Here is a 24284-nt window from a genome sequence, read left to right as displayed (position 1 = left end):
TTTGGGTGGGATATGGCGGAAGGCACCGAAACTGAATCCCGCAAGCTGCTGGGGCGGCTGCGCGAAGAGATGGCGAGCGAAGCCGCCGGTCAGGAACGTCTTGACCGGATCACCCATCTGATTGCCGACAGTATTCGGGCCGAGGTGTGCTCGATTTACCTGTTCCGGGATGCCGACACCCTTGAGCTTTGCGCGACTGAAGGGTTGTCGCCAGAGGCGGTTCACAAGACACGTATGCGGTTGGGTGAAGGGCTTGTGGGTCATGTTGCGCAATCCGGCAAGGTTGTGAACACAGCAGACGCGCCTTCAACCAAAGGGTTTCGGTACATGCCGGAAACCGGCGAAGAGAGGTTCTCGTCCTTCATCGGGGTGCCGATCCAACGTTTGGGTGAAAAGCTGGGCGTACTGGTCGTGCAATCCCGTGATGCACGCGTGTATTCTGCTGACGAGGTCTATGCGCTGGAAGTGGTCGCCATGGTCTTGGCCGAAATGACCGAGCTTGGTGCCTTTGTGGGCGAGGGCGCAGCGCTTTCACCTCGGCACCAGCAATCGGTGCAATTTGAGGGGGGACCAGCACAGGAAGGATCTGCCGAAGGGCATGTCTGGTTGCATGAACCCCGTGTTGTCGTCACCAACCCGATTGCTGACGATCCCCACCGCGAACGTGAACGTTTGAACGAGGCCGTGGATGAACTGCGCGTGGGCGTCGACAAGATGCTTGAGATTTCGCAGGGCGGTGACAAGGAACAATTGCAGGTTCTGGAAGCCTATCGCATGTTCGCCAATTCCAAAGGCTGGATGCGCCGGATGGAAGAGGACATTGCCCTGGGCCTTAGCGCCGAAGCGGCGGTTGAGAAAGAACAGTCGCAAGCGAGGGCGCGCATGGGGCAGGTTACCGACCCCTATCTGCGGGAACGGCTGGCAGATCTGGATGACCTCAGCAACCGGCTGCTGCGTATCCTGACCGGGCAGGGGGGCACCAACGGGGCCGACCTGCCACCCGATCCGATCCTGGTTGCCCGAAATATCGGGCCAGGGGATCTGCTGGAATATGGTCGCTCGTTGAAAGGGATCGTTCTTGAGGAAGGCTCGGTCGGTAGCCACGCCACGATTGTGGCTCGCGCCCTGGCAATTCCACTGGTGGTTCACGTTGGGCACATCACCACAGAGGCATTGAACGGAGATCATATTCTGGTCGATGGCGATCAGGGTATGGTCCAACTACGTCCGGAAGATACGGTTGTCTCCGCGTTTCGCGATAAAATCGCAATGCAGGCCAAAGCGCAGGAACGCTATGCCTCGATCCGCGATACTCCGACAGTGACGCGCGATGGTGAACGGATCAATCTGGTTATGAACGCGGGCCTGATGGCGGATCTGCCGTCGCTGGGCAATTCAGGGGCCGAGGGTGTGGGCCTGTTCCGCACCGAGCTTCAGTTCCTGATCCGCAATCAGATGCCCAAGCGGTCCGAGCTTGTGACACAATATCAGCGCGTCATGGATGCTGCTGGCGACATGCGCGTGGTGTTCCGCACACTGGATATCGGGTCGGATAAAGTTCTGCCCTATATGAAACATGTAGAAGAGCCGAACCCGGCTTTGGGCTGGCGCGCTATTCGCGTTGGTCTGGACAAGCGCGGCGTTATGCGGATGCAGTTGCAGGCGTTGATGCGTGCAGCCAATGGGCGGCCTTTAACGATCATGTTCCCGTTTGTGGCGCAGGCCGAAGAATACCGTGAGGCACGTTGGGAAGTGAACAAGACCATCGAACGCGAAAAGCGCCTTGGTCATGTGCTTCCAGAATCGATCGAAGTTGGCGCAATGCTGGAAACGCCGTCTCTCGCCTTTGCTCCGCAGAAGTTCTTTGACGAGGTCGATTTCGTCTCGATCGGGGGCAACGACCTGAAACAGTTCTTTTTTGCCGCTGACCGCGAAAACGAGCTGGTGCGCCGACGCTATGACACGCTGAATGTCAGCTTCCTGACCTTCATCGAACGGATTGTCGAACGCTGCAATATCTCGAACACGCCGTTGTCTTTCTGTGGCGAGGATGCCGGGCGACCGGTTGAGGCGCTTTGTCTGGCAGCCATGGGTATTCGGACCTTATCCATGCGCCCGGCGTCGATTGGCCCGGTCAAAAGCGTGCTGTTGCGCGCCGATCTGCAGTCACTGCGTAAGATCATCGCTGACGCCCGCCATCGTGGAGACCAATCGGTTCGATCCTCGGTAATGGAGTGGTTGCGGAATCAGGGTTGATTTTCCAGTTGCGCTTCCCTATTCAGTGGCTGAATGTTAGCGATAACAATGCTTGCATCACAAGGACCAGTGATAACTGCGCCTGAGTGATGCCAGCAGATTTGAAGGAGCCCATAGATGGTTTCACGCGTAATCCCGGTAGACCCGTTCGATCTGGTGCTATTCGGCGCGACCGGCGATCTGGCGCAGCGCAAGATCTTGCCCGGGCTCTATCATCGGTTTGAAGTTGGCCAGATGCCCGAAGACGCAAAGATCATCGGCACGGCGCGGTCCGACATGGACAGCGACGGGTTCCGGGACCAAATACGCGCCTCGATGAAAGAGTTCGCACCTGCGTTCAAAAAGGACGTTCTGGATCAGTTTCTAAGCCATGTTGAGTATGTTCCCGTTGACGCACTGGGAGACTTAGGTTGGAAAGACCTTGCCAATACCTTGCGTCCTGACGTTGTACGCGCTTTCTACCTGTCAGTTGGCCCCAACCTTTTCTCTGGCATCGCAAAAAGGCTCAGCGATCATGGTATGGCGACGCCTGACAGCCGTATCGTGGTCGAAAAGCCATTTGGCCACGACCTCGCCTCGGCTAAGGCGCTGAACTCCGGGCTGCGAGCCTGCTTTGAAGAGCATCAGATATATCGGATCGACCACTATTTGGGAAAGGAAACGGTGCAGAACCTCATGGCGCTGCGCTTTGCCAATTCCCTGTTCGAACCTCTCTGGAACGCGACGCATGTCGATCATGTTCAGATTACAGTGGCAGAGACTGTTGGCGTCGAAGGGCGCGGAGCCTATTACGATCAGTCCGGTGCGATGCGGGACATGGTGCAGAACCATCTGGTTCAGCTATTGTGCCTGACTGCGATGGAACCTCCGTCCAAATTTTCGCCCAACGCCGTGCGTGATGAGAAAGTCAAGGTGATCGAGGCGCTGGAGCCCGTTGCGCCGTCTGACATCGCACGCGGTCAATATCGTTCGAGCAAGGGCGGCGACGGTTATTTGGATCATGTTGGCAACCCCGCGAGCCGCACCGAAAGCTACATCGCTCTTAAGGCTCATATCGGCAACTGGCGCTGGGCCAGTGTGCCGTTCTATTTGCGAACTGGAAAACGCCTGCGGGCTCGCGAATCCGAAATCGCGGTGTTTTTCCGGGATCCGCCGCATACGATCTTCCCCAATGTCGGCCCGCTGCACGGCAACGTGCTGGTGATTCGCCTGCAACCGGACGAAGGTATTACCCTGCGTACAACAATCAAAGAACCGGGACAGGGCGGGTTCCGCCTGTCAGATGTTGCGCTGGACATGAGTTTTGCCGAGGCGCTTGGGGATGAGGCGCAATCGCCGGACGCCTATGAACGACTGATCATGGATGTCATTCGTGGCGACCAAACCCTGTTTATGCGCGGCGACGAAGCCGAAGCCGCCTGGGCCTGGGTTGATCCCATTATTCACAGTTGGGAAGAGCGTGGAGATCGCCCCGCGAAATATGATCAGGGCAGTTCCGGCCCAGAAGAAGCACTGATGCTGATGCATCGCGATGGGCGCCGCTGGCGTCAGATCGGAGGGTAATCATGGTACATTCAGTCATCACCGACGTCACTCAACGCATCATCGACCGCAGCGCCGAACTGCGCGGCCCGCATATTGAACGTATGGAACATGCCCGATCCAAGGGACCGGCGCGGGCGCATTTGTCTTGCAGCGGTCAAGCCCATGCCTATGCCGGTGCGGGTGAGGATCAGCAAGCTATGGCCACTGATACGGCCGGTAATCTGGGCATCGTCACCGCCTATAACGACATGCTTTCCGCCCACCAGCCGTTCGAGCGTTATCCCGCACTGATCCGTGACGCGATCCGAGCGGCAGGTGGCACCGCACAAGTTGCGGGTGGCGTGCCAGCCATGTGTGACGGCGTCACCCAAGGCGAGGCGGGGATGGAGTTGTCTCTGTTTTCGCGTGACGTGATTGCCCTGGCGACCGGAGTGGCGCTGAGCCATAACACCTATGATGCGGCCGTTTTCCTGGGCGTTTGTGACAAGATCGTGCCCGGTTTGATTATCGGCGCACAGGCGTTCGGCCACCTGCCCGCTGTTTTCCTTCCAGCCGGACCGATGACCAGCGGTCTGCCCAACGATGAAAAAGCCAAGATTCGCCAGAAATTTGCCGCAGGAGAGATCGGCCGCGACGAGCTTATGGCCGCTGAAATGGCCGCGTATCACGGACCGGGCACTTGTACTTTTTATGGCACCGCGAACACCAATCAGATGCTGATGGAATTCATGGGCCTGCACCTGCCGGGCTCCAGCTTTGTGAATCCCAACACGCCTCTGCGGGACGCACTGACCGAGGAGGGCGCGCGCCGCGCCCTGTCGCTGAGCGCGCTGGGCAACCATTATACGCCGGCCTATCAGGTTTTGGATGAGCGGGCGTTTGTGAACGGCATCGTGGGTCTGATGGCCACGGGTGGGTCGACCAACTTGCTGATTCATCTGATCGCTATGGCGCGCGCAGGTGGTATCGTACTGGATTGGCAGGATTTTTCTGACATTTCCGCCGTGGTGCCTCTGGTTGCGCGGGTTTATCCGAACGGTCTGGCAGACGTGAACCACTTCCACGCAGCGGGTGGTCTTGGGTACTGCATTGGAACGCTACTGGAAGACGGACTGCTGCACCCCGACACTCTAACCGTCGCGGGCCAGGGTCTGCAGAATTATACCAAAGAACCGAAGCTGAAGAACGGTGAGCTGGTTTGGGAAGACGGGGCTGGCCAAAGCCTGAACGAAAAAATCGTCCGCCCGGCGAAAGACCCGTTCCAACCCACTGGTGGGTTGTCGCGCCTGACTGGCAATTTGGGCACCGGCGTGATGAAGGTTTCGGCCGTCGCCCCGGAACATCAGGTTGTCGAAGCGCCTGTACGCGTGTTCCATGATCAGGACGAAGCAAAAGCCGCGTTCAAGGCCGGAGAGTTCACCGGCGACGTCATCGTTGTTGTCCGGTTCCAGGGACCCAAAGCAAATGGCATGCCCGAGCTACACTCGCTGACGCCGATCCTGTCGATCTTGCAGGGCCGTGGGCAAAAGGTGGCGCTTGTAACCGATGGTCGTATGTCCGGCGCGTCTGGAAAAGTCCCTGCGGCGATCCACATCTGTCCCGAGGCGCTGGATGGCGGGCCGATCGCTTACCTGCAGGATGGCGACATCTTGCGCGTCGATGCGGTGAAGGGTGAGTTGGAGATTCTGACCCCTGGGGTTCTGGACCGTACACCCGCCACCGCTGATCTGTCGGCCAACCAACACGGCGTAGGGCGCGACCTGTTCGCTACCTTCCGCCAAAATGTCGGATCAGCAGACACCGGCGCCAGTATTTTCGGAGTTTGACCTATGTCCAAAACCCAACGCACGCGCGAAATCTGCGCACTTGCGCCCATTGTTCCTGTCCTTGTCGTCGATGACGCGGCTCAGGCGCGCCCATTGGCCGAGGCGCTTGTCGCAGGTGGCCTGCCCGCGCTTGAGGTTACTCTGCGCACCCCCGCCGCGCTGGACGCGATCCGCGCGATGGCGGATGTGCCGGGCGGGGTCGTCGGCGCAGGAACTTTGGTGACGCCCGAAGATGTGCGCGCCGCGAAAGAAGCAGGCGCGCAATTCGGGGTCTCGCCCGGTGCCACCGACATTCTGATCGCGGCCTGCGAGGCCGAAGGCCTGCCCTTGTTGCCCGGCGCCGCCACAGCCAGTGAGGCGATGCGTCTGTTGGAAAAGGGCTATGACATGCTCAAGTTCTTCCCGGCCGAAGCATCGGGTGGTGCACCGGCGTTGAAGGCGATCGGCGCGCCGTTGCCGCAAATCAAGTTTTGCCCGACCGGTGGTGTGTCGCCCGAAAATGCAAAGGATTACCTGTCCTTGTCCAATGTGGTTTGCGCGGGAGGAAGCTGGGTTGCGCCGAAAAAGATGGTCATTGATGGGGATTGGGCCGGTATCGAAAACCTTGCGCGCGCGGCCTCCAAGCTGATGGATTGACGCCGCCTAAAGCTGCGCTAGGGTGGGCGACAATTCATACAGGTTGATCCCATGACAAACTCCATTTCCCTGGCGCAAGGGCGCGAATATCTGGCGATTCCAGGACCTTCGGTCATTCCAGACGCGGTGTTGCAGGCCATGCACCGCCCGTCACCGAATATCTACGAGGGCGAGCTGATCGAGATGATGCCGTCGCTGACCCGCGATCTGTGTCGCGTGGCGCGGACCGAGCATAATGTTGCTATCTATATCTCTAACGGCCACGGAACGTGGGAAGCCGCGCTGTCCAACGTCATCGCACCCGGTGAAACGGTTCTAGCCCCCGCATCTGGCCGATTTACCCATGGCTGGGCCGAGATGGCCGAGGGTATCGGCGCCAAGGTTCAATTGATCGACTTCGGCTCGTCCTCGGCGTGGGATTTTTACCGTATTGCCGAGGCATTGCGTGACGACAAAGCCCACATGATCAAGGCGGTACTGGCCGTTCATGTGGACACGTCAAGCTCAATCCGGAACGACATTCCAGCACTACGCGCCTTGTTGGACGATCTGGACCACCCGGCGCTTTTGATGGCGGATTGCATTGCCTCGCTGGGGTGTGACCGGTTCGAAATGGATGCCTGGGGCGTCGACGTCACGGTTACGGCCTGTCAGAAGGGGCTGATGACACCCGCTGGCACCGGCTTTGTCTTCTTCAATGACAAGGCACAGGCCAAACGGGCCGCTATGCCACGAGTTTCGCAGTATTGGGACTGGCAGCCACGATCCAACCCCGACCTGTTCTATCAGTATTTCAACGGCACCGCACCGACCCATCACCTCTACGGTTTGCGCGCAGCCTTAGACATGATCCATGCCGAGGGGATGGAACAGGTTTGGGCGCGGCACGAGAGGCTAGCCGCGGCCATCTGGGAAGCATGTGAAACCTGGGCGCAAGGTGACGCGCTGCATCTGAATGTTGCGGAGCGTCAACATCGCAGCCACGCTGTCACCGCCTTGCGACTGACCGAGGGGCGCGGCACGCCATTGCGCGAGTTCACTGAAAACCAACTGGGGTTGACCCTTGGTATTGGTCTGGGGATGGACGACTGGGAAGGATGCTTCCGTCTTGGCCATATGGGTCACGTCAATGGCCAGATGGTTATGGCTACTTTGGGCGGTGTGGAAACAGCCTTGGCCGCGCTGGATATCCCTCGCGGCAAAGGCGCGTTAGACGCTGCAGCTGCGGTGCTTGCGTCGAAGACCTAACGCCCCGCCTCGGCAAGCGCTTTTGGCAATGCTGTGGCAAAGGCATCCAGATCGGCTGCCTCGCCACAGCTGACGCGGAGGCAGCGGTTTTGCGGTGCGGCAAAGGGCATACGCACGAAAATGCCCTGCGCAACCAGCGAGTCCAGAACCGCCTTGGCAAAGGCCCCATCCTTCCCGCAATCAATGGCAACGAAGTTGGTGGCCGAGGGCAAGGGGGCCAAACCATTCTCTCGTGCAATATGGCCAATCCGGTCACGCGCTTCGGTAATCTTGGTCTGAACATGATTTAGCCACTCGGCATCATTCAGTGCGGCCAGCGCACCGGCCTGCGCGGCTCGGTTCATCCCGAAATGGTTGCGCACCTTATTGAAGGCTGAAATCAGGCCGGGTGCGCCGATGGCATAGCCAACCCGCGCGCCCGCCATGCCGTACACCTTGGAAAAAGTTCGCATCCGGATCACCCGCGGATCGTCTGCTGCCACAGGGGCGGCGGTGCCTTCAGGCGCACATTCCACATAGGCCTCGTCCAATACAAGCAGACTCCCGTCGGGCAGATCGTCCAGCGCCGCCACGATATCCGCTCCGGAATGCCAGCTACCCATCGGGTTGTCAGGATTGGCCAGATACACCAGCTTGGCATCCACTTCACCCGCCTTGGCAAACAGCGCCGCCGGATCCTCGTGGTCGTCGCGATACGGCACTTTGTGGAGCGTTCCGCCGAACCCCGTCACATGGTAGTTGAAGGTCGGGTATGCCCCTTCTGAGGTGACAACCGCGTCTCCGGATCCGACCAGTAGCCGCACCAGGTAACCCAACAGCCCGTCGATGCCTTCGCCAACCACGATGTTTTCCGGCCCGATTCCATGGTGATCCGCCAATGCAGCGCGCAGATCGTGGTTTTCCGGATCGCCATACATCCAGATCCCCGTTTCTGCCATTGCCGCTATGGCGTGCGGAGAGGGTCCAAACACGCTTTCATTTGCGCCCAGCCGCGCCACAAATGGCGCGCCACGCTGGCGTTCCTGCGTTTCGGGGCCAACAAACGGCACGGTTGCAGGCAGGGATTTGGCAAGCGGGGTATAGCGTGGCTCTGTCATGGGGGCAGATAAACGTAAGGTCATACGACAGGCAAGCTTGCGTTGCAGAATGCTGCTCCGCATTGTTCGCGTAACGATTAAAGGGAGGAGCGCGCATGCGCATTGTTTTGGGCTTGTTGATTGTCGGCCTCGCCTATCTGGTTTTCTGGCCGGTCCCGGTTCAACCGGTGGCATGGACCCCACCCGAAGCACCGGGTTTCACTGGTGACTTCGCGGAGAACAATACGTTGGACCAGCTGGAACTGATCTCGTTGCCTGACGGTGAGAAAGGCCCCGAAGACATTGCCATCATGCCCGACGGGTCCGTCTACACGACCAGCCTGTCCGGGGCTCTATACCGGATAGACGGCGAGGTCCCGGTGAAAGTTGACGACCTCGGCGGTCGTCCCTTGGGCCTGACGGTCGGTCCGGATGGGGTGCTTTACATCGCCGACAGCTTCCGAGGCATCATGCGCTGGACCGGCCCCGGTACGCTGCAGCCAGTGGTGTCCGAGATAAACGGCGCGCCGGTGATCTATGCAAATCAATTGGACGTGGCGAAGGACGGGACGATCTATTTCTCAAACTCGTCCGATCGGTTCGATCCCGAAACGATGGGCGGGACCAAACCGACTTCGGTACTGACCATCTGGGAGCAATCGGACACAGGTTACGTTGCCCGCCACGCGCCCGATGGCACGACCGAGAAACTGGCCGAAGGCTTTGTCTACACAAACGGCGTCGCGTTGTCGCCAGGTGAGGATTTTCTGCTGATCGCCGAAACCGGGCGCGCCCGGGTGCACAAGCTTTGGTTGACCGGCCCGAAGGCCGGGCAGCAAGAGGTCCTGATGGACAATCTCCCAGGCTATCCCGACAACATCGAGGCACAGGGTGATGGTACGTATTGGATGGCTTTTGCCAGCCCGCGCGTGCCAAGCGAGGCACTGATGCCATACCCGTTCCTGCGCAAGGTGATCTGGCGACTGGGGCCGACGGTGCGGCCTGCGCCGATCCATCGCGGGATGATGGTGCAGTTTGACGGCGACGGGAACATCCTGCAGACCTTGCAAGACCCCGGGGGTCGGCTGGGCATCACCACGGGTGGCAAGTTGGCCGGGGGACATTTCTACGTCATGACATTGGATTCGCCCTGGTTCGGGCGCATGCCTGCGTCAAATCTGCCCTAACGTTTAGGTGGAACTGCCTGATCCATCGGGGCATTGTACCCCTAACCGGAATTGAGAGGCCTGAGATGTCACGAGTATCCGTCGAATACAAAAATCACATCGCGCACGTAACTCTGACGCGCGGCGACAAGATGAATGCGCTGGATGATGCGATGATAAAGGCCATCATTTCTGCGGGGCAGGAGGTCGCTGCCTCGGATACCCGTGCGGTGGTGCTATCGGGTGAAGGCAAAAGCTTTTGCGCGGGTCTGGACATGGCCAGCTTTGCGAGCATGGCGCAAACGGACCCGACCGAATGGTTGATGACCCGCAGCCACAAGGACGCCAATGAAGTGCAGGAAGTTGCCTTGGTTTGGCAACGCGTGCCCGTTCCCGTCATTTGTGCCATTCAGGGTGTTGCTTATGGCGGCGGTTTGCAACTTGCGCTGGGCGCTGACATCCGGATAGCACATCCCGAGGCTAAACTCGCCGTAATGGAGATGAAATGGGGTCTGATCCCCGACATGGGCGGTATGGTTTTGCTGCCAAAGCTGGTCCGGTCGGACGTTTTACGCCTGTTGACCTATTCGGCCCGCCCCATCGGTGCCGCGCAGGCAGCGGACTGGGGGCTGGTTACCAAGCTGTCGGATGACCCGCTGACCGAGGCATTGGCCTTGGCTGAGGACATTGCGGGCCAAAGCCCTTCGGCCATCCGCGCGGCCAAGCGCCTGATCGAGGTTGCGGAAGCCAAACCCCGCACAGAGGTGCTGCTGGAGGAGTCGTCAGAGCAGGCGGAACTGATCGGCAAACCGGACCAGATGGAAGTCATCGCGGCGAATTTGCAAGGTCGCAAACCAGAGTTCAAATGATCTGGCCATCTGTCACACGATTGATCCTGTACGCCAAGGATATCGAGAAGATGGTGCATTTCTATGAGACGCATTTTGGCTATGTAGCGCGCCGACTCAAAGGGGACCGGATTGTAGATCTTGTGCCTGACGGTGACGGGTTGCGCCTGTTGTTGCATCCGGCCAGCAAGGCCACCCGTCAGGGGCAAGCGGCGGTCAAAATCGTTTTTGATGTCGCGGACGTTGCCGAGTTTTGCAAACAAGCCGCGCAGCACGGGCTGAAATTCGGTCCGATCCACAAGGCGGATGGCTACGGTTTCGCGAATGCCAAGGACCCGTCAGGAAACTCGATTTCCGTGTCCAGCAGGGCATTTGCACCCGGCAATTAACGCATAAAAGCCCGTCGTGCATCACGGGCCATATTGTATCGCATCTCAAGCTCGGCGATCTTAGCCATAGTCACTTTACGCTCGTCAGCATCGGACTGCGACGCATAGGTTTTGCGGGCGGCAACTAATTCTTTCTTGATGCTGAACTCTTCGGGCAGAACGCCTGCTTGCGCCATGATCCGATGACCGGCGGCGACGGCCGGATCGGTCTGAGCCTCGGACGAACGGTCAGGCAGCGGCTGGCCTTCGCCCTCCAGCCCCTCTAGCTGACCTTCGGCTTGCGCCTTTTTGATCTGGCGTTCGACCAGTTTTCCGAGCGATCCAAACATAGGTTCGTAGTACCCGACCAGCACAGCGGGGGAAAGCTGTCATCTGGATCGGTTGGTAACCAGATAGGCGATACCACCTGCGGCCAAACCCCAGACTGCAGCGCCCAGGCCGAAGACGGTGATTCCTGATGCGGTTATGGCGAATGTCAGAATCGCCGCTTCGCGTTCGGCGGGAACCTCTAATGCAGCAAAGGTCGCATTTGCCATCACACCAATCAGGGCAATGCCGGTCAGTGTACCCATGAGCAATGGGTCCGCGTGGGCCGCGAACCCGGTGATTGCCACGGCAAAGACGCCAAATACGCAGTAAAATAGGCCTGCCATAACCGCTGACCAGTAACGCTGGTTCGGGTCCGGGTAGCTGTCTTCGTTTGAACACATCGCAGCGGTAATCGCGGCAAGGCACGTGGCCGGAGCGCCAAAGGGGGCAGACAGAATACTGGCTCCTCCGACGGCTGAGAACAACTTGCCAGCAATTGGCGCATACCCAAAGCTGCGCATGACGGCGATGCCGGGTATGTTTTGCGTAGCCATGGTGACGATGAACAGGGGGATGCCAATCCCGATCGCCGATGCGATCGAGAATGTCGGAATGGTCCAGACAGGGGCGGTGACCAGATGCTCGGGTCGGACCGAACCGTCACCGGCGTTCAATACAACGACGATTGCCGCGGCAACCACTGCGGCAGGAACTGCGATCAACCGATTGATCCGCCCAGCGATAAACCACGTCATAATGACCGGCAGCGCTTGCCAGGGCAGCTCAACTGCCGCCTTGAACGGAATGATGCATAAGGGCAGCAAAACCCCGCCCAGCATGGCCTGTGCAAGTGTTGTCGGGATAGCGGCCGCAAGCCGTCCAAGCGGACGCCACATTCCGGCAACAACAGTCAGGGCTCCGGCGCAAAGAAAGGCCCCAACTGCATCAGAAAATCCGACCAATGGGGTCGCCGAGACCGCCAGCAGAGCGGCACCGGGTGTTGACCATGCCACGCTGATCGGCTGCCGGTACCAAAGGCTGACCACAATCGCCGTCACCCCCATTGCAACCGCGGCCATCATCAAACCCGAGGCCGCCTCAGCCTCCGAGGCGCCCATTGCAATAAGGCCCTGCAGCACGATCGGGAAAGAGCTGAAAAAGCCGACAACGGCCACCACAAGGCCAGTCGAAATTGTCTGCACAGGAGGGAAAGGGCGCGCCATGACTTCCTCGGAGTTGTCTGCAGAGATTGCTAACAATCGCAAGCGGATAGAAACAAGGTGAAATGCGTCACCGAACAAAAAAACCCGCCGGGTGAGCGGCGGGTGTTAGATTTTGAGTATTTGCGAAAAGACGAAGATCAGGCGATTTCGGCCAAACGGGCGAGGGCCTCGTTCAGTTTCGCCTCTTCTTCTTCGCGGGCGGCAAGGTTGGCTTTGGCTTCCGCGACAACCTCTTCCGGGGCCGAAGCCACGAATTTGGGGTTATTCAGACGTCCGCGCAGACCGCCCAATTCCTTGGCCAGTTTGCCCTTGGCTTTCTCCAGCCGTTCCTTTTCCGCTCCGATATCGATGATATCCGCCAGCGGCAGGCCGAAAGAGGCGCCGGGGGCGGCAATCGAGATCGTACCTTTGGGCAACTCATCCGCTTTGGTCAGGCTGTCGATCCGCGCCAGGCGTTTGATCAGCGCCTCGTTGCGGTCCCACGCGGCTTGGCCATTGGCGTCGATCTCGGTCACCAGCATCGGCACGTAAAGACCGGCCGGAACCCGCATCTGTGCACGGGCCGAGCGGGTGTTTTCGATCACCGAGATCACCCAGTTCATCTCACGATCCGCTTCAGCGTCAATCAGGTCGGCGGCAGAATAGGTTGGCCAATCGGCGTGGACGGCCATTTTGGCGCGGTCGCCGGTCAAGCCCCACAGCTCTTCGGTGATGAACGGCATGATCGGGTGCAGCAGGACCATGCACTGATCCAGAACCCAACGCATCGTGGCGCGGGTTTCAGCCTGCGCCTCGGCATCGTCCCCTTGCAGCAGTGGCTTGGACAGCTCCACGTACCAGTCGCAAACCTTACCCCAGACAAAGGCATAAAGCCCGTTGGCCGCGTCGTTGAAGCGATAGCTTTCCAGCGCCGCGTCGACCTCTTCCCGCACCCGTGCGGTTTCGCCGATAATCCAGCGGTTCACCGCAGCTTTGGGCTTCAGGTCAGCCACGTCCAGTTGAGGAACGGCGTCGGTGAAGACCTCGTTCATCTCGGCAAAGCGGACGGCGTTCCACAGCTTGGTGCCGAAGTTGCGATAGCCGGTGATGCGTTCGCGGGACAGTTTCAGCACGCCGCCGATCGCCGCCATCGAGGCGTTGGTAAAGCGCAGCGCGTCGGCACCGAATTCGTCCACGATCTCCAGCGGGTCGATGACGTTGCCGGTGGTCTTGGACATCTTCTTGCCCTTCTCGTCGCGAACGAGCTGGTGCAGGTAGACGGTGTGGAACGGAATCTCGTTCATCACGGCCAGTTGCATCATCATCATCCGGGCGACCCAGAAAAACAGGATGTCCGCGCCGGTGATCAGAACGTCCGTAGGGAAGTAGCGCTCCAGTTCTTCGGTCTTTTCGGGCCAGCCCAGTGTGCCGATCGGCCAGAGGCCGGAGGAGAACCATGTGTCGAGGACGTCGGGGTCGCGCCAGACCGGATAGATCAGTTTGGTTGGGTCTTGTTCGACGGCATACTGAGCGAGACTTTCAGCAAACCGATGGATCGCCTCATGTTTGTCTGCAACTTCCACAACTGTTGCGTGGCTCAGCGGGCTGGGAATGTTGGCGTTGTCGTCCAGGAACTTCTCGGTGACTGCATCCAAGCTGGTTGCGCATTCCATGACATTGCCACGGTGCAGCATGCCACCTTCATTCAGCAGACGACCCAATTCGACCAAATCAAGGTCTCCGTCGTTCTCGTCGTCGATGAAGTCTTCCGCAGACAGATCGAGACCATACCAAACCGGAATCTGGTGCCCCCACCAAAGCTGACGCGAAATGCACCAGGGCTCGATGTTTTCCAGCCAGTGGTAATAGGTCTTTTCGCCCGACTCAGGGATGATCTTGACCGTGCCGCCCTTGACCGCATCCAGCGCGGGGCCGACGATCTTTTCGGCATCCACGAACCACTGATCGGTGAACATTGGCTCGATCACAACTTTCGAGCGGTCGCCGAAGGGCTGCATGATCGGCTTGCTCTCGACCAGCGGCACCAGTGCTGCGGGATCATCATCCTCGCCCAGCTTGGTACCCAGAACCGGATCATCCGCACGGGTCATTACGGCCAGACCGTCCGCGTTGATCTCTTCGACCACTTTCGCGCGCGCCTCGAAACGGTCGAGACCTCGGAGATGGTCGGGAACGAGGTTAATCGCGTCGATCTCGTTCTCGGTGAACGCGCGACCACGTGCGTATACCTGCGCCTTGCCCGCCTCTTCGGCGTAGGGCGCACCATCTGCCCGCATCGCGCCTTTGGTATCCATCAGGCGGTACATCGGAATGCCGCCGCGCTTGGCGACCATGTTGTCGTTAAAGTCATGCGCGCCTGTGATCTTCACCGCACCCGAGCCGAAATCAGGATCGGGGTAGTCATCGGTGATGATCGGGATCTGGCGACGATGCTCTTTCGGGCCAACCGGGATTTCGCAGAGTTTCCCAACGATTGGCGCATACCGTTCATCCGACGGATGAACCGCAACCGCGCCGTCACCCAGCATGGTTTCGGGGCGGGTCGTGGCAATCGAAATGTAATCGCGTTCTTCTTCGAAAACGACGTTCCCGTCCTCATCCTTCTCGATATAGGTGTAGCTTTCACCACCAGCCAGCGGATACTTGAAGTTCCACATGTGGCCCGCGACCTCAATATTCTCGACCTCAAGGTCCGAGATCGCGGTCTCGAAATGGGGGTCCCAATTGACCAACCGCTTGCCGCGATAGATCAGGCCCTTTTCATACATGTCGACGAAGACCTTGATGACCGCGTCGTGGAAGTTGGCCGAGTTTTCATGCCCGGTGCGCGGATCGCGTGGTGCGCCCGCCATGGTGAAGGCGTTGCGCGACCAGTCACAGGAGGAGCCGAGACGTTTCAGCTGCTCGATGATCGTGCCGCCGTATTCGCCCTTCCATTCCCAGACCTTGTCCAGAAAAGCCTCGCGACCCAGCTCGTTTCGGCTGGGCTGTTGGGTGGCGGCCAGCATCTTTTCGACCTGCATCTGGGTGGCGATACCGGCATGGTCCTGACCGGGTTGCCACAACGTGTCGAAGCCGCGCATCCGGTGCCAGCGGGTCAGGATATCCTGCAAGGTGTTGTTGAACGCGTGGCCCACATGCAATGCGCCCGTCACGTTGGGAGGCGGGATCATGATGGTAAAGCTTTCGTCGCGCGATCTGTTCGCGCCTGCCTTGAAGGCCCCGGCCTGTTCCCAGGCCTCATAAATGCGGGCCTCAGCCTCGGCCGCGTTGAATGTCTTTTCCATCGCCATAGGATGCGTCCTGCGTCAACAAATTCGGGTCAGCGCCTGCAATAGCGAATGCGTGAGGGAAGGGGAAGGGTTGTATGCTATTCGGCCTGGGCAAAGCGCGCGCGAAAATAGTCCTGAACACACTGGAAGGCCGGTTCATGGAAATCCAAAGTCAGCAATGAGTGGTCGTTGCCGTCAAGTTCCACCGTATCAAGATGATCACCGAAAGTATTCTTCAGGGCGCCCATATGCCGTTCTGACGTAAGTTTGTCATCGGCGTAGCGCATGACGAAGGCCGGGGCCGTTCCGTGCCATGCCCGCGCGGGTGTCGCCACCGACATACACGTCGTGGGTGGCTTCGCTGTTGCTGGTTAGCAGGGCGGTGAACGGAAATACGCTGTCATGTGCCCATGTCATGACCTGTAGGTTAACCAAAAAATGACTGGCAAGACACGGGGAAGCTGTCTGTTCGACTGGACATCGCCTTGGGCTGGGCTACGGTCGCCATCGCAGGAGGATCATCGCATGGAAAAGTTCGGCAAAAGCCAGCCCGTCAAACGGACAGAAGATCAGCGGTTTCTGACCGGGCATGGACGATACATGGATGATGATGTGCCCGAAGGGGCTCTGTTTGCGGCCTTTTTCCGCAGCCCGGTTGCCCATGGTCGGATCACGGCGCTGGATCTGGATGCCGCGCGTGAGGCGGAAGGGGTGCGCCTTGTCATGACGCTGGATGATCTCTCGACGGCTGGGATCGACACTGTGATGAACGCAGCAACTGTGCAGAACCGCGATGGCTCTCAGACCCTTGCGCCCGACAGGCATATGCTGGCCCAAGATCGCGTCCGGTTTGTTGGCGAACCTGTGGCTGTCGTGATCGCAGACACGCTGTTGCAGGCGCGAGATGCTGTTGAGATGATCTGGATGGACACAGATGATCTGCCCGCAAAACTCGATGTCGAAGCCGGTGGCGAACAACTGCATGATCAGGTCGCCGACAATCGTGCTTTTGATTGGGGGTTGGGCGATGAAGCAGCAACCGATGCCGCCTTTCAGGCCGCCGCGCATACCGTTTCGCTGGATGTGGCCGACAACCGCGTGATCATCACCTCAATCGAGCCACGGGGATGTCAGGCCAATTGGGTCGATGGACGTTTGCACTTTGCCTATGGTGGGCAAGGCGTCTGGGCGATGCGGGGGCAGTTGGCGCAAAAGCTGAAGCTGGAACCCGAGGCGATCCGTGTCACTACTCCGGATGTGGGTGGCGGATTCGGCATGAAGGTCATGCCGTACCCTGAGTATTTTTGCGTCTCAGTTGCAGCGATGAAACTCGGGCAGCCGGTTCATTGGATGTCTGACCGATCCGAGGCGATGCTGTCGGATCATCACGGTCGCGACCTGACCTCATTGGCTGAGCTCGCCTTTGACGAGGACCTGAAAATCACGGCCTACCGTGTGCACAGCAAGGTAAATCTAGGTGCCTATAGCAGTCATTTCGGGCAAGCGATCCAGACCAGTCTTTTTAGCAAGGTGTTGATGGGGGTTTACGACGTTCAAACGACGTATCTGCGGGTTGAGGGGTTCTATACCAACACCACGCAAGTCGATGCCTATCGGGGGGCAGGGCGGCCCGAGGCGATCTATGTTCTGGAACGTGTAATGGATCGCGCCGCGCGCCAACTGGGCGTCGATCCTTGGGAGTTGCGCCGCAGGAATTTCATCCAGCCGGAAAACTTCCCCTACAAGACCGCGACTGGCGAAATCTATGACGTTGGTGATTTCGATATGGTCCTGTCCCGTGCAGGTGCCCAGACCCATGGATTCACGACGCGAAAAACTGCAGATGCGGAACGTGGCCTGATCCGGGGGCGGGGCTTGTGTTACTATATCGAAAGCATTTTGGGTGACCCTTCGGAAAACGCGAAAGTCGAGTTCTGCGAGGATGGCACGGTGAACCTTTATGTCGGCACCCAATCGAACGGGCAGGGGCATGAGACGGTCTACGCGCAATTCCTGTCAGACCAGACCGGAGTTCCGATGGACCAGATCAATGTGGTCCAGGGTGACAGCGATCAGTTGCCACATGGTGGCGGGACTGGCGGGTCACGTTCGGTCACGGTGCAAAGCACCGCGACGCTGGCCACCATCGACGTCATGATCGCCGCATTCACGCCGTATCTGGCGGATAAGATGGGGGTGGAGGAAAGTGATGTGCGTTTCGACCATGAAACCTTCCGGGCGCCTGGGTCAAACCTGACGCCCACGCTGAGCGAAGCCGCGGATATGGCCCGCGCCGATGGGCGCGCCGACCTGCTGAGCCATGAAGCCAGCGCCGATCTGGATGCGCGCAGCTATCCCAATGGCGCACATGTTGCCGAAGTCGTGATCGATTCTTACACCGGTGAAACCTGGGTCGACCAATATACGATCGTTGATGATTTCGGTAATCTTATCAATCCGATGTTGGCCGAAGGGCAGGTGCATGGTGGGGTGGTGCAGGGCATTGGCCAGGCGTTGACGGAACGTGTTGTGCATGATGCGCAGGGGCAACTGCTCACGGCTTCGTTGATGGATTACGCCTTGCCCCGCGCGGCCGAGATACCCATGATTAAGTTTACCTCGGCGCCGGTTCCGTCAACTTCCAACCCGATGGGGATGAAAGGATGTGGAGAGGCCGGCACCGTGGGCGCGCTGGCCGCGGTGGCAAACGCGGTTCAGGATGCGCTCTGGGATCACGGGGTGCGGCAGGCGGACATGCCTTTCACACCTCATAAAGTATGGGAATTGTTGACGCATGGTTCTGTCGCGGCTGAGTAGAAAGGTACTGGGATGGCTCGGACGGCCCTTACGGTCCGAGCATTCCGCCGAGGCGCTTCACCGCGAGCCCGTCAGCCATGTGATTATCCTGGACGGCACCATGTCGACGCTTGAGCCGGGCTACGAAACCCATGCGGGCCAGACCCTGCGACTGTGCCGCGAAATGGGCAGCAAAGTGTCCGTCTTCTACGAATCCGGTGTGCAGTGGGAAAGCTGGAAATCCTCGCTGGACGTGATGATGGGGCGAGGGATCAACCGCCAAATCCGCCGCGCATACGGCTATCTCGCCTCACGCTACAAACCCGGCGACCGTATCTATTTCATCGGCTATTCACGCGGCGCTTATGGTGTGCGCAGCTTGGCTGGTGTGATCGATATGATTGGTCTGGTTAAGGCCGAACATGCGACCGTTCGCAACATCAAGCAGGCCTACCGGCACTATGAATGCAATGCCAGCGGTTCGGCCGCGGCCGCGTTCCGGCGGCAATTTTGTCACGAAGATGTGGCGATTGAGATGGTCGGCGTCTGGGACACGGTCAAGGCGCTGGGCATGCGTCTGCCGCTGCTGTGGCGCTGGGCCGAAGAGCGCCATTCCTTTCACACCCACCAGCTGGGCCCCGCGACGCGTCATGGCTACCACGCGATGGCACTGGACGAGACCCGCGAGGTGTTCGAGCCGGTCCTGTGGAAATGTACCCCCGAATTCAAAGGCCATGTCGAACAAGTTTGGTTCCGTGGCACTCACGGCGATGTGGGTGGCCAGTTGAACGGCTTTGAAGAGGCCCGTCCGCTCAGCAACATTTCTCTGGTCTGGATGCTGGATAAGGCAGAACTGCATGGTCTTCCGCTACCTGAGGGTTGGCGTGATAGGTTCCCGACGGATACCTCCGCCCGTTCTGTCGGAACCTGGCGTGGCTGGGGCAAGATTTTCCTGCTGCGCAAGCACCGCAAAGTGGGCCGTGACCGGTCAGAGAAGCTCCATGTCTCAGTCTCGCCGGATGAGTTACCACGCTGGGTGCCAATGCCGGATTTGCCGTCGCATCCGGCGCAGTAATTTAGTCGAACCGAGTGAGTTTGTCGTCTGCCGCCTTGGCGTAAAATGCGGTTACGATATCGGCTTTGATCGTTCGTCCCAATGACAGTTGGGGCAAGTTCTCAGGTGCAAAGAACGCTGCATCGCTTGTTTCCCGGCCTGCCTCTGGGATTTCCCTGCCGACAAGGTCACACAGAAAGTACAACTTGTAGAAATCTCGCACATCTGCTGGGTAAGGATGTCGCGCTTTGTGGTGCACGGCATAGAGATGCTCCGCCCTAACGCGTAACCTTGCTTCTTCCCAGACTTCGCGTTCGATGTTTTCTGCTGGCGAGTTGCCGATATCAGCAAACCCGCCCGGCATCGACCATTTCCCGTCGCTACGTTCGCGGACCAGCAATATGAGCCCATCGCGGATCACCGCGCCGCGAATATCAATGCTGGGCGTGGCGTAGCCTGCTGCGTGTTCTGAAACCAATCCGTCGATCCGTGACAGGGGCACTTGCCCAAGATCGGCCAGCATAGCACGGGCAATATTTGCGATCTCGTCATAGCGTTCGCGATCGAACTGGTCTTTGGTAAAGTGCTGGCCGGTTTCGGCCAGCGCCAGCAATCGTTTTGCCTGGGCAAGCCAGGTATCCTCCATCACTGCAGGATCCTGGCGCATCGGTCTTTACCGCCGGCGGTCGCGACGCGAGCTCATTGGCTGGAAGGCTACGCCAACATGCGCTTCGCAATAAGGTTTACCGGCTTCAACCGGCAGGCCGCAGAACCAGAAATCCTCGGTCGCCGGGTCGCCTACTGGCCATTTGCAGGTCTTCTCGGTCAGTTCCATCAGCGTCAGCTTCTTGGCCTTCTTCTCGATCTCGTTGACCTTGGCCAGCGCCTCGGGGCTGATTTCGTTGGCCGAAGGCTGCGGCGGCAGTGGCTGACCAGCCGGGATGATCTGGCGGCGCGCCGGAACGGCCGGTTTTGTCTCGGCTGCAGGTGCCGGCGTTGGGCGCGCCGGTTCGGTCTTAGGCGCGGGCCTTGGCTTGGCCTCGGCCTTGGGCGCGGGTGCCGGTTTGTCTTTAGGTTCGGATTTGGCCGGCGAGGCACCGGTTGCGCGGTTCGACAGACCCAGACGGTGCACCTTGCCGATCACCGCATTGCGGGTTACGCCGCCCAGCTCCTTGGCGATCTGGCTGGCCGACTGGCCCTCGCCCCACATTTTCTTCAGCAGTTCTACGCGCTCGTCAGTCCAGGACATCATTTGCCTTTCAAAAGCGGAAAGCGGCCCCGGATTCGGGCCGCCTTGGGAATTCGTCTCAGCCCCCTATTTTAATCACTGCGAGCCGAGTTACAAGCGGTTCTCGAATCAGGATGAGGGCAGGTGATGCAGATTTCCGCAGATCAGAGCGAACGGCGTTTCGGAACAGTTAACTGGATGGGGCTCTACACGCTGGCCCAACGCGAAACATTGCGGTTTCTGGCGGTCTGGACACAAACCCTGTTGGCTCCGCTTGTGACGGCCGGGCTGTTCCTGCTGATCTTCAATATCGCCATCGGTCCGGGGCGTCCGGATGTGATGGGGGTGCCGTTCCTGACCTTTCTGGCGCCCGGCATTATGATGATGACCGTGATCCAGAATGCGTTCGCCAACACTTCTTCGTCGATGGTGATCGCCAAAGTGCAGGGAAACATCGTCGATACGTTGATGCCGCCTTTGTCCCCGCTTGAGATCCTGCTGGGCTATCTGGCCGGTGGCGTAGCACGCGGCGTTCTGATCGCTTGTGTGGTTGCGGTCGCACTTGCGCTGGTTTTGGGCATATACCCGCAAAACCCGTTGTTTGCCCTGATATTCGTAGTTCTGGGTGGCGCATTCATGGGGGCCTTAGGCCTGTTCGCCGGTATTTTTGCCAACAAGTTTGATCAGATGGCGGCCATCACGAACTTCATCGTGACACCATTGGCTTTCCTGTCGGGTACGTTTTACTCGGTCCAGGCGCTGCCTCCTATCCTGAACCGGGTGAGCCATGTGAACCCGGTCTTCTATCTGATTGACGGCCTGAGGTATGGAATGATCGGCGTGTCCGACAGCTCACCCTGGTTGGGTATTGCCGTTTGCACCGGTGCCACGCTGCTGGTCGGCGCGCTGACCTGGCAGATGTTGCGGACGGGGTATCGCCTAAAGGCTTAACCCGTCTCGGCCAGTGAACCGGGTTGAAAAGTCATCCTGGGCTTTCCCAATCGGGGGTGCAGATTTGCGGCCACGGCCCAGGCCCCGAACAAGGCCAAGCCTCCGACTGCGAATACCCCGGCGACAGGTGAGATCAGAAGGACAAGGGATGCAACTCCGGGTGTCAGAATGCCGGAAACATCGCGGTAGCTGGAGTAGATCGCTGACATTTCAGTGCGTTCGGACGGTTTCACTGCCATGAGGAAAGGCAGCCCTGCGCAAATGTCCAGAACGATCAGCCAGATGGACCCAAGAACCAACGCCGCAACCGCCGCGACCGGCCAACCTGCGATTGCCCCAGCGGTGACAAAGCAGGTTCCGCAGGCAGCAAAACCCACGCGGACAGCTGTGCGTATCGAACGCCCCTGCACCCAGCGCAGAATAAGCGGAGCTGCGAACAGCATCGCATTGGTGGTGGACAAAAGGATGCCGCCCAGTTGCTCACCCAGCCCGTTTTGAATAGCGAAGATGGGTAGGTACACCACGTAGATCCACCAGCCACAGGATCGGATCATGGCGAAAAGGTACCCGGCCACCAACCGCGGCTGGGCGAAGAAGCGTGGCAGAAAGGCCAGCGGGTTTTTTGCGGTGCCTCGCGCCTTGGCGATCAACTTGCCATTGCCCAACCGCATGCGCCAGAACTGGATCAGCATGACCGCACCTGCCAAGGCGCTGATGACAAAGGGGGCAGGGGCCCAGACCTCCAGCAGTAAGACGCCGGCCATCGGTCCGCCTGCCCAGCCCAGCGCGCTATAAAACATGCGGCTGGTCTCGCATTTGCCCAGCTCGATTTTGCTGATGTAATCCAAGACATAAGCATTGAAGCAAATGAATGTGACCACTGTCGCGACCGTGTTCAGGGCAAGCGCACCGACCACGGCCGCCGGGCTGCCTTCAATCGCGAGAAGGGCACCGCCGATGAACATGAGGCAACCAACAGTATACGCCCATCTGCGCGGTATGAAGCGGATCAGGAACGGCACCATCAGCCCCGCAATCAACGAGATAACGCCGACCAGAAAATACAGGAACGACACCGAAGACGCATCACCCAATGCTCGGTACATAGCCAGTGGAAAGACGGAGATCAAAATACCGCGGACAATCGCCTCGAACCCGGCAAGGATACCGAAGTCGCGGACTGAAGGTGCTGGGGCATGGCGCACCCATTCGGGGATACGGCGTTCGTGCATGGGTAAACTCTCAAATCAACTGAGGTTACATTGCGCCGTATCAATCCGCGTTCTTCCGGGTTTGCGACATACAGGTCGCCCCCGGCCCATGTCAGGAAAACTATTTAAAGTTTTAGGCTTGCCGCGCCCGCGCTTCTCGCCAGACAAGAATAAGTCCGCCAGTCAGAATTATGGCTGAGCCGATCATGCTGATCCCGTCCGGAATCACGCCGAATATCGCGAAATCGTAGAAAGCGGCGAAAATCAGCGTCGCATAGCTGATTGGGGCAACAAATGAGGCGTCTGCCCGGGCCATGCCGTTCACAAAACACGCCTGCGCGCAGGCCATCAGCGCGCCAATACCTGCCAGCGCTGCCCATTGTTCTAAAGTTGGCATCTGGAATACAAAGCTCACCGCGACAGAGGCAATCGTCAGGCCCATTGCGTTGTTGATCAGCAAGATCTGGATCGGGATTTCTCGACCCGAGAGTTTCTTGATGAATATGAGCTCCATCCCGATGACTGCGGCTGCGGTCAGTGCCAACAGGGCAGCTGGCTGAAAGCTATCGGGTGTCGGGCGCAACAGTATCAGCGCCCCAGCCAGCGCCACCACTGCCGCCAGCCAGCGCCAAGGGCCGACGCCTTCTTTCAGCAGCGGGATTGCCAACACCATTGCAAAGACCGGGTTCAGAAAGGAAATCGCCGTCGCATCCGCGATCGGGATGAATGCGACCGAGGCGAACATCAGCGTGATTCCGACCCAGCCGAAACTTGTGCGCCCAATATGCAGCCCCCAATGCGGACGCTGCAAGCGGGGCCGCATCACGCCTACGGCGGTGACGATCACGATAAATGCAAACAGAAACCGCCCATGGCTGATCTGCATTGGATGCAGCGCGGGACCCAACGTGTCCGTCCCCAAGGCTTTGGCCAGCAGGGTGGTCCCGGCCAGCAATGCACTGGCGGCGGTGATCAGCACGGCCGCAAGAGGCGGATTGTGGGCTTTGGCGACAAACATATGTCAGCGGTGCGTCAGCGCATGTCAAATGGCAAGCGGCAAATGTAATGGGCCACAAGTATTTTAACGGTCCGCAAAATTCAGGGTTTTCAGACGCCTCGGGCAGCGCTATACGGCGGCTCATGATCAAAAAAGCACATATCCTGCGACTCCGACGCCGACGCTTCGCCGCGTAACCGGCCTCTTTGATCTATTTGCGCTGTTCAAATCGGCGCAATTTCCACCAAATCAG

At 59.1% G+C, this 24284-nt stretch carries 21 protein-coding genes; 11 read left to right on the top strand and 10 right to left on the bottom strand.

Features of this window, described 5'->3' with window-relative positions; all coding sequences use genetic code 11:
* The first annotated feature begins 12 nt into the window (after positions 1-12).
* The 5 genes from ptsP to QMP16_RS18145 all read left to right on the top strand — a co-directional run bounded on the left by ptsP (position 13) and on the right by QMP16_RS18145 (position 7511).
* The gene (gene ptsP, locus QMP16_RS18165) at positions 13-2256 is read left to right on the top strand and encodes a phosphoenolpyruvate--protein phosphotransferase (protein WP_113790526.1); all 2244 of its coding nucleotides are present in this window, start codon (positions 13-15) and stop codon (positions 2254-2256) included.
* 117 nt (positions 2257-2373) lie between these two features.
* On the top strand, positions 2374-3819 hold the full coding sequence (gene zwf, locus QMP16_RS18160; protein WP_282153529.1) for a glucose-6-phosphate dehydrogenase: 1446 nt from the start codon (positions 2374-2376) through the stop codon (positions 3817-3819).
* Between the two features lie 2 nt (positions 3820-3821).
* Complete coding sequence (gene edd / locus QMP16_RS18155; protein WP_282153528.1) at positions 3822-5627, top strand: phosphogluconate dehydratase; 1806 nt, start codon at positions 3822-3824, stop codon at positions 5625-5627.
* A 3-nt stretch (positions 5628-5630) separates the two neighbouring features.
* Positions 5631-6263, top strand: a complete 633-nt coding sequence (locus tag QMP16_RS18150) for a bifunctional 4-hydroxy-2-oxoglutarate aldolase/2-dehydro-3-deoxy-phosphogluconate aldolase (RefSeq protein WP_058272242.1) — start codon at positions 5631-5633, stop codon at positions 6261-6263.
* Positions 6264-6314: 51 nt separating this feature from the next.
* On the top strand, positions 6315-7511 hold the full coding sequence (locus tag QMP16_RS18145) for a pyridoxal-phosphate-dependent aminotransferase family protein (RefSeq protein ID WP_282153527.1): 1197 nt from the start codon (positions 6315-6317) through the stop codon (positions 7509-7511).
* Here the strand turns inward: QMP16_RS18145 and QMP16_RS18140 are convergent.
* On the bottom strand, positions 7508-8608 hold the full coding sequence (locus QMP16_RS18140) for a pyridoxal phosphate-dependent aminotransferase (RefSeq protein WP_282153526.1): 1101 nt from the start codon (positions 8606-8608) through the stop codon (positions 7508-7510). The two genes, QMP16_RS18145 and QMP16_RS18140, sit on opposite strands and share 4 nt — an antisense overlap.
* 95 nt (positions 8609-8703) lie before the next feature.
* Between QMP16_RS18140 and QMP16_RS18135 the strand changes: the two genes are divergently transcribed.
* From QMP16_RS18135 to QMP16_RS18125, 3 genes are all read left to right on the top strand, one after another.
* On the top strand, positions 8704-9774 hold the full coding sequence (locus QMP16_RS18135) for an SMP-30/gluconolactonase/LRE family protein (RefSeq protein ID WP_282153525.1): 1071 nt from the start codon (positions 8704-8706) through the stop codon (positions 9772-9774).
* A 65-nt stretch (positions 9775-9839) separates the two neighbouring features.
* Positions 9840-10622, top strand: coding sequence for a crotonase/enoyl-CoA hydratase family protein (locus tag QMP16_RS18130; protein ID WP_282153524.1), 783 nt, complete (start codon positions 9840-9842; stop codon positions 10620-10622).
* The gene (locus QMP16_RS18125) at positions 10619-10990 is read left to right on the top strand and encodes a VOC family protein (protein ID WP_282153523.1); all 372 of its coding nucleotides are present in this window, start codon (positions 10619-10621) and stop codon (positions 10988-10990) included. Before QMP16_RS18130 ends, QMP16_RS18125 begins: the two co-directional genes overlap by 4 nt.
* Here QMP16_RS18125 and QMP16_RS18120 read toward each other — a convergent pair.
* From QMP16_RS18120 to QMP16_RS18100, 5 genes are all read right to left on the bottom strand, one after another.
* Positions 10987-11319: a DUF1992 domain-containing protein gene (locus QMP16_RS18120; protein ID WP_282153522.1), complete on the bottom strand. Its 333-nt coding sequence runs from the start codon at positions 11317-11319 to the stop codon at positions 10987-10989. The two genes, QMP16_RS18125 and QMP16_RS18120, sit on opposite strands and share 4 nt — an antisense overlap.
* A 39-nt stretch (positions 11320-11358) precedes the next feature.
* Positions 11359-12522 carry a benzoate/H(+) symporter BenE family transporter gene (locus QMP16_RS18115; protein ID WP_282153521.1) on the bottom strand — a complete coding sequence of 388 codons (1164 nt, stop codon included), beginning with the start codon at positions 12520-12522 and terminating at the stop codon, positions 11359-11361.
* 137 nt (positions 12523-12659) lie between these two features.
* Positions 12660-15815: a valine--tRNA ligase gene (locus tag QMP16_RS18110; protein WP_282153520.1), complete on the bottom strand. Its 3156-nt coding sequence runs from the start codon at positions 15813-15815 to the stop codon at positions 12660-12662.
* A gap of 77 nt (positions 15816-15892) precedes the next feature.
* The gene (locus QMP16_RS18105; protein ID WP_282153519.1) at positions 15893-16081 is read right to left on the bottom strand and encodes a hypothetical protein; all 189 of its coding nucleotides are present in this window, start codon (positions 16079-16081) and stop codon (positions 15893-15895) included.
* Entirely contained in the window at positions 16065-16211 is a 147-nt protein-coding gene (locus tag QMP16_RS18100) for a hypothetical protein (RefSeq protein WP_282153518.1), read from the bottom strand. Before QMP16_RS18100 ends, QMP16_RS18105 begins: the two co-directional genes overlap by 17 nt.
* Before the next feature lie 108 nt (positions 16212-16319).
* Here QMP16_RS18100 and QMP16_RS18095 point away from each other — a divergent pair, with 108 nt between their 5' ends.
* Positions 16320-18611: a xanthine dehydrogenase family protein molybdopterin-binding subunit gene (locus tag QMP16_RS18095; protein WP_282153517.1), complete on the top strand. Its 2292-nt coding sequence runs from the start codon at positions 16320-16322 to the stop codon at positions 18609-18611.
* Positions 18589-19665, top strand: coding sequence for a DUF2235 domain-containing protein (locus QMP16_RS18090; RefSeq protein ID WP_282153516.1), 1077 nt, complete (start codon positions 18589-18591; stop codon positions 19663-19665). The genes QMP16_RS18095 and QMP16_RS18090 overlap by 23 nt, the downstream gene beginning before the upstream one ends.
* A gap of 1 nt (position 19666) precedes the next feature.
* Here the strand turns inward: QMP16_RS18090 and QMP16_RS18085 are convergent, their stop codons facing one another.
* Positions 19667-20290 (bottom strand): NUDIX hydrolase, encoded by a 624-nt coding sequence (locus QMP16_RS18085; protein WP_282153515.1) that lies wholly within the window; start codon positions 20288-20290, stop codon positions 19667-19669.
* 27 nt (positions 20291-20317) lie between these two features.
* Positions 20318-20893 (bottom strand): GcrA family cell cycle regulator, encoded by a 576-nt coding sequence (locus QMP16_RS18080; protein WP_058272305.1) that lies wholly within the window; start codon positions 20891-20893, stop codon positions 20318-20320.
* A 126-nt stretch (positions 20894-21019) separates the two neighbouring features.
* On the opposite strand from QMP16_RS18080, the gene QMP16_RS18075 reads away from it, so the two are divergent.
* Positions 21020-21823, top strand: a complete 804-nt coding sequence (locus QMP16_RS18075; protein WP_109313410.1) for an ABC transporter permease — start codon at positions 21020-21022, stop codon at positions 21821-21823.
* Here QMP16_RS18075 and QMP16_RS18070 read toward each other — a convergent pair.
* Both QMP16_RS18070 and QMP16_RS18065 read right to left on the bottom strand, forming a co-directional pair.
* Complete coding sequence (locus QMP16_RS18070; protein ID WP_282153514.1) at positions 21820-23055, bottom strand: MFS transporter; 1236 nt, start codon at positions 23053-23055, stop codon at positions 21820-21822. The two genes, QMP16_RS18075 and QMP16_RS18070, sit on opposite strands and share 4 nt — an antisense overlap.
* A 112-nt stretch (positions 23056-23167) precedes the next feature.
* A complete protein-coding gene (locus QMP16_RS18065; protein WP_282153513.1) occupies positions 23168-24052 on the bottom strand; it encodes a DMT family transporter in 885 nt (294 codons plus the stop codon).
* Between the last annotated feature and the right edge of the window lie 232 nt (positions 24053-24284).

This window comes from Ruegeria atlantica (assembly GCF_947495585.1).
GTDB classification, from domain to species: domain Bacteria; phylum Pseudomonadota; class Alphaproteobacteria; order Rhodobacterales; family Rhodobacteraceae; genus Ruegeria; species Ruegeria atlantica_G.
Note: the sequence above shows the minus strand (reverse complement) of the source record. Positions and strands in the feature narration are given on the sequence as shown.

Excerpts from the sequence above, each read along its gene's own strand:
- ptsP (WP_113790526.1), top strand. The coding sequence starts at position 13 with ATGGCGGAAGGCACCGAAACTGAATCCCGCAAGCTGCTGGGGCGGCTG.
- zwf (WP_282153529.1), top strand. The coding sequence starts at position 2,374 with ATGGTTTCACGCGTAATCCCGGTAGACCCGTTCGATCTGGTGCTATTC.
- edd (WP_282153528.1), top strand. The coding sequence starts at position 3,822 with ATGGTACATTCAGTCATCACCGACGTCACTCAACGCATCATCGACCGC.
- QMP16_RS18150 (WP_058272242.1), top strand. The coding sequence starts at position 5,631 with ATGTCCAAAACCCAACGCACGCGCGAAATCTGCGCACTTGCGCCCATT.
- QMP16_RS18145 (WP_282153527.1), top strand. The coding sequence starts at position 6,315 with ATGACAAACTCCATTTCCCTGGCGCAAGGGCGCGAATATCTGGCGATT.
- QMP16_RS18140 (WP_282153526.1), bottom strand. The coding sequence starts at position 8,608 with ATGACAGAGCCACGCTATACCCCGCTTGCCAAATCCCTGCCTGCAACC.
- QMP16_RS18135 (WP_282153525.1), top strand. The coding sequence starts at position 8,704 with ATGCGCATTGTTTTGGGCTTGTTGATTGTCGGCCTCGCCTATCTGGTT.
- QMP16_RS18130 (WP_282153524.1), top strand. The coding sequence starts at position 9,840 with ATGTCACGAGTATCCGTCGAATACAAAAATCACATCGCGCACGTAACT.
- QMP16_RS18125 (WP_282153523.1), top strand. The coding sequence starts at position 10,619 with ATGATCTGGCCATCTGTCACACGATTGATCCTGTACGCCAAGGATATC.
- QMP16_RS18120 (WP_282153522.1), bottom strand. The coding sequence starts at position 11,319 with ATGTTTGGATCGCTCGGAAAACTGGTCGAACGCCAGATCAAAAAGGCG.
- QMP16_RS18115 (WP_282153521.1), bottom strand. The coding sequence starts at position 12,522 with ATGGCGCGCCCTTTCCCTCCTGTGCAGACAATTTCGACTGGCCTTGTG.
- QMP16_RS18110 (WP_282153520.1), bottom strand. The coding sequence starts at position 15,815 with ATGGCGATGGAAAAGACATTCAACGCGGCCGAGGCTGAGGCCCGCATT.
- QMP16_RS18105 (WP_282153519.1), bottom strand. The coding sequence starts at position 16,081 with ATGCGCTACGCCGATGACAAACTTACGTCAGAACGGCATATGGGCGCC.
- QMP16_RS18100 (WP_282153518.1), bottom strand. The coding sequence starts at position 16,211 with ATGACATGGGCACATGACAGCGTATTTCCGTTCACCGCCCTGCTAACC.
- QMP16_RS18095 (WP_282153517.1), top strand. The coding sequence starts at position 16,320 with ATGGAAAAGTTCGGCAAAAGCCAGCCCGTCAAACGGACAGAAGATCAG.
- QMP16_RS18090 (WP_282153516.1), top strand. The coding sequence starts at position 18,589 with ATGGTTCTGTCGCGGCTGAGTAGAAAGGTACTGGGATGGCTCGGACGG.
- QMP16_RS18085 (WP_282153515.1), bottom strand. The coding sequence starts at position 20,290 with ATGGAGGATACCTGGCTTGCCCAGGCAAAACGATTGCTGGCGCTGGCC.
- QMP16_RS18080 (WP_058272305.1), bottom strand. The coding sequence starts at position 20,893 with ATGTCCTGGACTGACGAGCGCGTAGAACTGCTGAAGAAAATGTGGGGC.
- QMP16_RS18075 (WP_109313410.1), top strand. The coding sequence starts at position 21,020 with ATGCAGATTTCCGCAGATCAGAGCGAACGGCGTTTCGGAACAGTTAAC.
- QMP16_RS18070 (WP_282153514.1), bottom strand. The coding sequence starts at position 23,055 with ATGCACGAACGCCGTATCCCCGAATGGGTGCGCCATGCCCCAGCACCT.
- QMP16_RS18065 (WP_282153513.1), bottom strand. The coding sequence starts at position 24,052 with ATGTTTGTCGCCAAAGCCCACAATCCGCCTCTTGCGGCCGTGCTGATC.